The following is a 6,816-nucleotide window of genomic DNA, read 5'->3' on the forward strand; positions in this document are numbered from 1 at the left end:
CAAGATTTCAGGCCTTGCCAAACTCTTTTCTTAATCCATTTCCCGATTTTAAATAACTCCGGGAGTTTGCCGCCTCACTTAGCGTGAGTGGCCAAGAAAATCGTCGGGTTTAGTTAATCCCTTAAACCCTTCCCTGCATTAATAAATCATGGCCGAGTGGTCAACCTCCCAAATTCCCCTGCCAAAAAATCCCCTTGAAATGGTCATCGGGCAGCAGGAGGTTGTCAAAACCGCAAGCCTTGTGGCAAGGCAAAGGCGGCACCTGTTTCTTGTTGGGCCGCCAGGCACCGGAAAATCCATGATTGCCCAGGCAATCGCATCCCTGCTTGAGCCGCCAAAATTTGAAATATCGGTTGTTCATGACCACGCTAATCCTGACAAGCCAATAGTTGAACTGCGCACAAGGGAGCAGGCAAGAGAGACCCCGGCCCAGCAGCCGCAAATCGGCAAGCTTGTCCCACCGTCCGCAGTCCCTATTTACGTTTCCGAAAAGCTTGGGTTTCGCTGCAGGCACTGCGGCCAGCTTTCAGGCTGCAACCAGCCAAGCTGCCCAAGGTGCGGCTTTGAAAAATACCTATCAGACTCAAGCCTGTTTGATGACCTGCTTGCAATCGGGGAGCCTTCGTTTGAGGAGCAAGGCAGGGTACGGGCAATGGTCCAAATCGCAGACAAGCCAGAGCCGGTTTTCTACCAACGCGGCACAAACAACGCCGTGAGGATGCTGACATCAAGGGACCTGCAAAGGTTAAATACCCTGGAGCAGCGAAAACTCAGGAAAGTCATTGCGCCCCTTGACAGGAAGACTTTTGTGCAGGCAACCGGAGCCTCAGAAACAGAGCTTCTCGGGGACATCAAGCACGACCCCTACGGAGGGCACCCGGAAATAGGCCTTGCACCCTACACGCGCGTTGTGCCTGGGGCAGTGCACGAGGCGCATGAGGGGATACTTTTCATTGATGAGCTTTCCACACTTGGGCACCTGCAGCGCTACCTGCTCACCGCGATGCAGGAAAAAAGGTTCCCGATAAGTGCTAGGAATGCGTCAAGCACGGGGGCTTGCGTCAAGGTGGAAAATGTCCCCTGCGACTTCATCTTTGTAACCGCAGTCAACATAAATGACATGGGGCTCATTCTCCCACAGCTTCGCTCAAGGATAGTCGGCAGCGGCTATGAGCTTTTGCTCCAAACACACATGGCTGCAACAGAAGCCAACAAGCAAAAGCTCTTCCAGTTTGTGGCTCAGGAAATCGCAAAGGACGGGCACATTCCGCATGCAAGCCTGGAGGCTTGCGAAGCCCTGGCACTTGAAGCAAAAAAAAGGGCAGGCCAGCCAAACGCATACACGCTGAGGCTTCGGGGGCTTTCCGGCCTTGTAAAGGCGGCAGGCGACCTTGCTGCAATGGATGGGGCAAGCCTTTTCGACTCTTCTCATGTAAAGGCCGCGCTTGCAAAATCAAAGTCCATTGAGCAGCAGCTTGGGGAAAAATACGACGGCTCCTGGTGGAAGGCAGGCATGGCGGACTTCGGCGCAAGCACGGGCCCAACAAAAAGCGGCCATGAAAATGAAATAGCCTGATTTCAATGCGCGACTTTTTTGCCGCCCAGGGCCTGCTTTATTGCAAGTGCAAGCCCTGCCGCCATTAGAAAGCCCGTTGCAGCAAATACCACAAGACCCATCGCGCCAATTGCGTCAAATCCACCTTCCTCTCCCTCTTCCTTGCCGACCTCTTCGTTGCCTGCCTTTGCGCCTGCGTTGGCGGCTTTCTTGCCGTCTGCTCCTTCAACCAAGCCGCCTTCCGTTTTCTGGGCATCTTTTTTGCCGCCGGAGGCGAATGCAAATCCTGCAAAAAGAATCGCTATTGCAAGAAGTGCAATAATCGCAAGTGCGGGTTTTTGAAATCTCATCCCATATAGCATAAAAAATCACCTTTAATTTTATTAATTATTAAATTATCAATCCATATTTCATTTTCGTTCTTTATACTTTTGGCTCCTGCTGCGTCACGCAGTGTATGCCCCCATAGCCATAAACAAGCTCCTTTGCCTGGATTGGCACAACTTCGTGCTTTGGAAAGCATGTTTGCAATGTTTCCTGTGCCGCCTTGTCCTTCCTGTCACCAAAAACTGGAAGCAGCACAATCCCGTTTGCCATGTAAAAATTCGCATAGCTTGCAGGAAGCCGCCTGTTCTCCACTGGGTCTATTATCGCGGCTGGCATGGGCAGTTTTATTGTCTCAAAGCGCTTGCAAAGCGATGAGTATGCGGCCGCAAGGGGCTTGCGGTTTGCATCCGCCTTGTTTTCTTCGTATGCGCAAACGACCGTCTCCTTGCCGACAAAACGGGCAAAATCATCCACGTGCCCGTCCGTGTCATCACCTGCTATTCCATCTTTTAGCCAAATGACCTCATCCACGCCTAAATTGTTTTTCAAATGCCCTTCTATCTGTGTCCTTCCCAGTTTTGGATTTCTATTTTTGTTCAAAAGGCATTGCTCGGTAACAAGCACCGTTCCCTGGCCGTTAACCTCAATTGAGCCGCCTTCCATGACTATGTTTGGCCTGAAAACCTGCAATCCTGCCGCCTCCTGCAACTTTGCGATTTGCTCCCCTGCTGCGTTGTCAGGCAACAAGTCATCGTATTTTTCGCCCCATGCGTTGAATATCCATTTCACCGCAGCCTTTGCGCCAGCAGTTCCAACGGTCTTTCCAGCGCCGTTTTCATTTTCCGACAAGTTTTTTCTTTTCAAAAGAAAAGTCAGCCCATAGTCGCGCATCCAGACGTCGGCGCTTTTGATGTTGTAAAAAACCAGATTCCTGCAAGCAACTCCATTTGCATGCAAAATGCTTCTAACCCTCTGCTCTTCCTGTGAGTTATCCACAAGTATCTTTACCGCTTCCCCATCCTGCAGCGCCCCAACCATCTGGCAGTAGATTTTCTCCACTGCATCAATTATGTCAGATGGAAAAGTAAGCGGGTTTTTCGGCCAGGAAAGCCATGTTGCTTCATGGGCCGTCCACTCCGCTGGCATGAAGTAGCCCTGCTTCTTTGGCGTAGAATCAACCATGCAAATCTAGCCCTTTGCGCTCTCAAGTATCTTTTTGTACTGGTCAGGCCGCCTGCACTTCATAAAGCGCCAGCCTTCCCGCACCTTTTCACTGTGCGACAAATCAACCTTGACGACCATTGCCTCTTCTTTGCCGCCCGCCCTTGCAAGCGTTTTTCCAAATGCGTCACAGACAAACGAGCCGCCCCAAAAATCCATCCTGCCCTCGCTGCCGCACCTGTTCACCCCTGCCACAATTACGCCGTTTGCAATGGCATGGCCGCGCATGACATTCTCCCAAGCCTCCTGCCAGTTTCCTTCAGCCTGTTCAATCCCCCTTACTGTTGCAATGGCAGTTGGGTAAAATATCAATTCAGTCCCCTCAAGTGCAACTGCCCGCGCAGCCTCTGGAAACCACTGGTCATAGCAAATCAGCGGGGCGATTTTAATCTTGCGGGTTTTTTCCGCTCCCCCTATTCCAACTTCAAACACCTTGAAGCCCAAATCCCCGGGCTCAAAATAATCCTGCTCAAAGTAGCATTGGTCGTGCGGTATGTGGATTTTCCTGTATTTGCCAAGCATCCTGCCCGTTGAGTCAAAAACGCAGGACGTGTTGTAGAACCTGCCGCTTTTTTCATCCTTTTCGTAAATTGAGCCGCCAATTATGGCAATCCCGTTTTCTTTTGCAGCAAGTGAAAGCGCATCGGTTGCCTTTCCGGGTATTGCTTGCGCAAAATTTGCCGCATCACTTTTCCTGTTTTCCTCCTGGGCAAAGTAGGGCGCGGTGAAAAGCTCGGGCAGGCACACAATCTGTGCGCCTTGCTTTGAGCATTTTTCAACAATGTTAAGGGCCTTTGACAGGTTGTCCTGTGCAGCCTCTCCCATGCCCATTTGCACAAGGCCGAGCCTGACGATGTTTTTATCCATTCTTTTTTCACCTGTTAATAATATGCTAATCATAATTTGCTATCATTATTTGAAATCATTATTTGCAGTCATTATTGCAAGAGCCTAAACGTAATTTTTATCTGCAATGTTTTTAAACTATGGATTATAATTCCAATGACTATGGCAAAGGAACTCAAATTCACGCAGGAAAAGCCGGAAGGAAAAAGCGAAGGGAAAAGGCCGGATTTTGAGACAAAAATGGCCGCACTTTCCTATGCGAGTGCAATAATAACAAGCTTTGCAGGCCCGCTTGCAATTTACTTTGCCGCAAAACCCGATGATTCTTATACGCGAAAAAACGCATCAACTGCGGCGCTTTTTGCAGTCGCCGAAATAGTGCTTTTCACGGCACTTCTTTTGGTTCTTGCAGTGGTTTATTTTGCCGTTGGCTTTGTTGCAAAAAGCTTCCAGTTTTATGCACTTGTCTTTTGTGCCATTGTGTTTTTGTTCGTTGTTGCCGTGCTAAAAGCTGCACTTGTCTTTCTTGCATATAAGGCGTACAATGGCGAGCCTGCTGCAATCCCGCTTCTCTCAAAGTATGCTGAAAAATTCGAATAATTCCCCGCTTTTTTCTTCAATACCTTTTTGACATTGCCTGCCTTGCCTCGACAAGCAATCCATCAAGTGTCTTTTGCGGCATGCCTGTTTTGGAAAGCTCGGTGTAATCCGCCTTGAGTAGCTCCGGAACAAGTATTATCCCTGCGTTGTGCAGCTTGTTGAAAGACCACCTGTCAAGCCTTGTAAGTATTGTTATCGGATAGAGCTTGTTTTCCTCAATTCTTACCTGTATGCTCTCGCTTGCAGGAAATCCCCACCCCAAAAGCTTCAAGCCGACGCAATCCGCGTATTTTATCGTTTCTGTTGTGAATTTTGTGTTTGTCACAAGCCACGATGAAGTAAGATGCGGGTTTGCTTCACTCACGTCAAGATAGCGCGCCCATGAATAAAGTGCTGATTGTATGTGGCAGCGCGTTCCAAGCATGTTGTGGAACTTGCATTCGATTATCGAGTCGACACGCGGTTTCTCGCCTGTTGCATCCCTATGGGCTACGACGTCTATTTCGTGGCTCACGCACCTGCCCTGCAGGATTTGGCGCAAGCGTGTCTGGTAGCCCCTCCCCTTCAATATGGCGCCTATGAATGTCTCAAACGGGTAGCCTTCTGGCCCAAGCTTTGCAAGCGCGCCCTTTAGTGAAAATCTCGCGGCAGCTCCGGGGCGCAAGTTCTGAAGAGTTTCAAAAGCCAATCTGTAAATCTCCTTTGTGCTCATGCCATTTTTGAACTTTGGCTGTATCTCATCAAGCACCTCAAATGAAAGCGCCTTTGAAGCGCCGCTTCGCAAAATCGCCTGCCTGATTTTTTCAGGATTCAGAGGCTCAAGTGTGCCGTCGTCCTTTTTTACAACTATCTGTGCCATTGCAAATGCTTTGATGGCAGGTTAAATAAAACACTTCACATTTAAGCCAATTGCTGAAAAACATCACACGCAGCGGCTGAACATCCCCAATTTGTGCAACTACGCCATCCTTTTCGCGCGTTCCAAATCTTTAAATACTCCATTTCAGAAACATTACTGGCAATTACTATGGCATTACCAAAAGCTTTTTTCACATATCTCTTTATCTTGGTGATTCTAGGTTCTGCTATCACACACTCGGCTTATGCAGAAATAAGATATCTTTATCCTCGAGAAGCATCTGTTGTATTTGACAGAAACGTTTCCGGCGCAGGCTCTCTTACAACTTTCAGATACAGCGTCAAAATAGATCCAAAAAATATTTCAATCGAGTGCAAGGCATATTTCGCTAAATACACTGCTAGCGGCCCCGGCCCAACATATGATCTTGTGAACACGGCGGTGCCGCAAAATACAAAAGCTGCCACATTCACCTACCGGCTTGAAAATGGTTTTAAATATTCCTGGTATGTTGTCTGCACTCCACTTGATTCTTCCATCACTCTGATAAATTATTACATCCATCCGGGCAAGTCTCGGCGTAGCAATTATAACTTTTCACATTTTCATGCCACCAGCCTTTTCACCAATCCAAAAAACTGGATTATCATAAAAAAACCTCTTGTGGAGATTAGCTATCGGTCTTCAATCGCGAATGCCTCATTTCCAACTTCCTGCACCCTATTTTTTGAAGGTAAAACATACCAAATCAACACATCCGGCAGTTATCGCCGCAAATTCCTTCTTGAAGATGGGGATTATTTCTGGTATCTTAAGTGCAGAAACGGGGAATTTAACGAGACAACTCCCGAATACTACTTCATTGTGGAGACCAATTATACTGTAACCATACCAGCCTTGCACAACTCTTCTGGTGCCGCACTCCCAAGTCCTGTTGACTTAAGCTATGTCTACAATTCATATCCTGGCACAATGAAAAAACCTCAACGCATTTTCGGCTGCAAGCTTTATGTGGACGGCTCTGTTAGAGATTCCATGGCCTCCATGAAATTCAATGAAACAAGGCAGTTTAATCTGACATTATCGCAAGGCGAGCACAAAGCATTTGTTGCCTGCAGACAAGCATATTCAGGCGAATACGTTTTTGCAGTGGAGTAGGGGAAAAACCCTAATGCACCAACAGTTCCCCTCCATGCACTTTTTACTTTTCCCTGTTTTCCCTTTTTTAATTTTTCCTCTTCCCTGTTTTTTCCATTTCGTCTTTTGTCCCCCCTGCAAGCTTTTTATCGTTTTGCAGCCCAAATAGCAGCCAAACTGTTGCGGCAACCCAAACAAATTTATACCAGCCTACCCAATAACTAAAATGGCGGTTCATTGGGGCTCTCTAAAATTTTCTTCGCGTTGTGCG

General features: G+C 48.0%; 5 protein-coding genes and 1 pseudogene. 3 read left to right on the top strand and 3 right to left on the bottom strand.

Annotated features, from left to right (window positions below; all coding sequences use genetic code 11):
* The first annotated feature begins 148 nt into the window (after positions 1 to 148).
* On the top strand, positions 149 to 1,576 hold the full coding sequence (locus tag FJZ26_03035) for an AAA family ATPase (GenBank protein MBM3229383.1): 1,428 nt from the start codon (positions 149 to 151) through the stop codon (positions 1,574 to 1,576).
* Between the two features lie 2 nt (positions 1,577 to 1,578).
* Here the strand turns inward: FJZ26_03035 and FJZ26_03040 are convergent, their stop codons facing one another.
* Positions 1,579 to 1,917: a hypothetical protein gene (locus FJZ26_03040; GenBank protein MBM3229384.1), complete on the bottom strand. Its 339-nt coding sequence runs from the start codon at positions 1,915 to 1,917 to the stop codon at positions 1,579 to 1,581.
* 61 nt (positions 1,918 to 1,978) lie between these two features.
* Positions 1,979 to 3,970, bottom strand: a pseudogene (locus FJZ26_03045) (peptidyl-arginine deiminase).
* Between the two features lie 135 nt (positions 3,971 to 4,105).
* Between FJZ26_03045 and FJZ26_03050 the strand changes: the two are divergent.
* The gene (locus tag FJZ26_03050) at positions 4,106 to 4,549 is read left to right on the top strand and encodes a DUF4870 domain-containing protein (GenBank protein ID MBM3229385.1); all 444 of its coding nucleotides are present in this window, start codon (positions 4,106 to 4,108) and stop codon (positions 4,547 to 4,549) included.
* A gap of 16 nt (positions 4,550 to 4,565) precedes the next feature.
* On the opposite strand, the gene FJZ26_03055 is transcribed toward FJZ26_03050, so the two are convergent.
* Entirely contained in the window at positions 4,566 to 5,408 is an 843-nt protein-coding gene (locus tag FJZ26_03055; GenBank protein ID MBM3229386.1) for an ATPase, read from the bottom strand.
* Positions 5,409 to 5,576: 168 nt separating this feature from the next.
* On the opposite strand from FJZ26_03055, the gene FJZ26_03060 reads away from it, so the two are divergent.
* Positions 5,577 to 6,566 (top strand): hypothetical protein, encoded by a 990-nt coding sequence (locus tag FJZ26_03060; GenBank protein ID MBM3229387.1) that lies wholly within the window; start codon positions 5,577 to 5,579, stop codon positions 6,564 to 6,566.
* Positions 6,567 to 6,816: the final 250 nt, after the last annotated feature.

The organism is Candidatus Parvarchaeota archaeon (assembly GCA_016866895.1).
GTDB lineage: Archaea > Micrarchaeota > Micrarchaeia > Anstonellales > VGKX01 > VGKX01.

What these genes read in the sequence shown, in the direction of transcription:
- FJZ26_03035 (MBM3229383.1), top strand. Translation starts at nt 149, where the DNA reads ATGGCCGAGTGGTCAACCTCCCAAATTCCCCTGCCAAAAAATCCCCTT.
- FJZ26_03040 (MBM3229384.1), bottom strand. Translation starts at nt 1,917, where the DNA reads ATGCTATATGGGATGAGATTTCAAAAACCCGCACTTGCGATTATTGCA.
- FJZ26_03050 (MBM3229385.1), top strand. Translation starts at nt 4,106, where the DNA reads ATGACTATGGCAAAGGAACTCAAATTCACGCAGGAAAAGCCGGAAGGA.
- FJZ26_03055 (MBM3229386.1), bottom strand. Translation starts at nt 5,408, where the DNA reads ATGGCACAGATAGTTGTAAAAAAGGACGACGGCACACTTGAGCCTCTG.
- FJZ26_03060 (MBM3229387.1), top strand. Translation starts at nt 5,577, where the DNA reads ATGGCATTACCAAAAGCTTTTTTCACATATCTCTTTATCTTGGTGATT.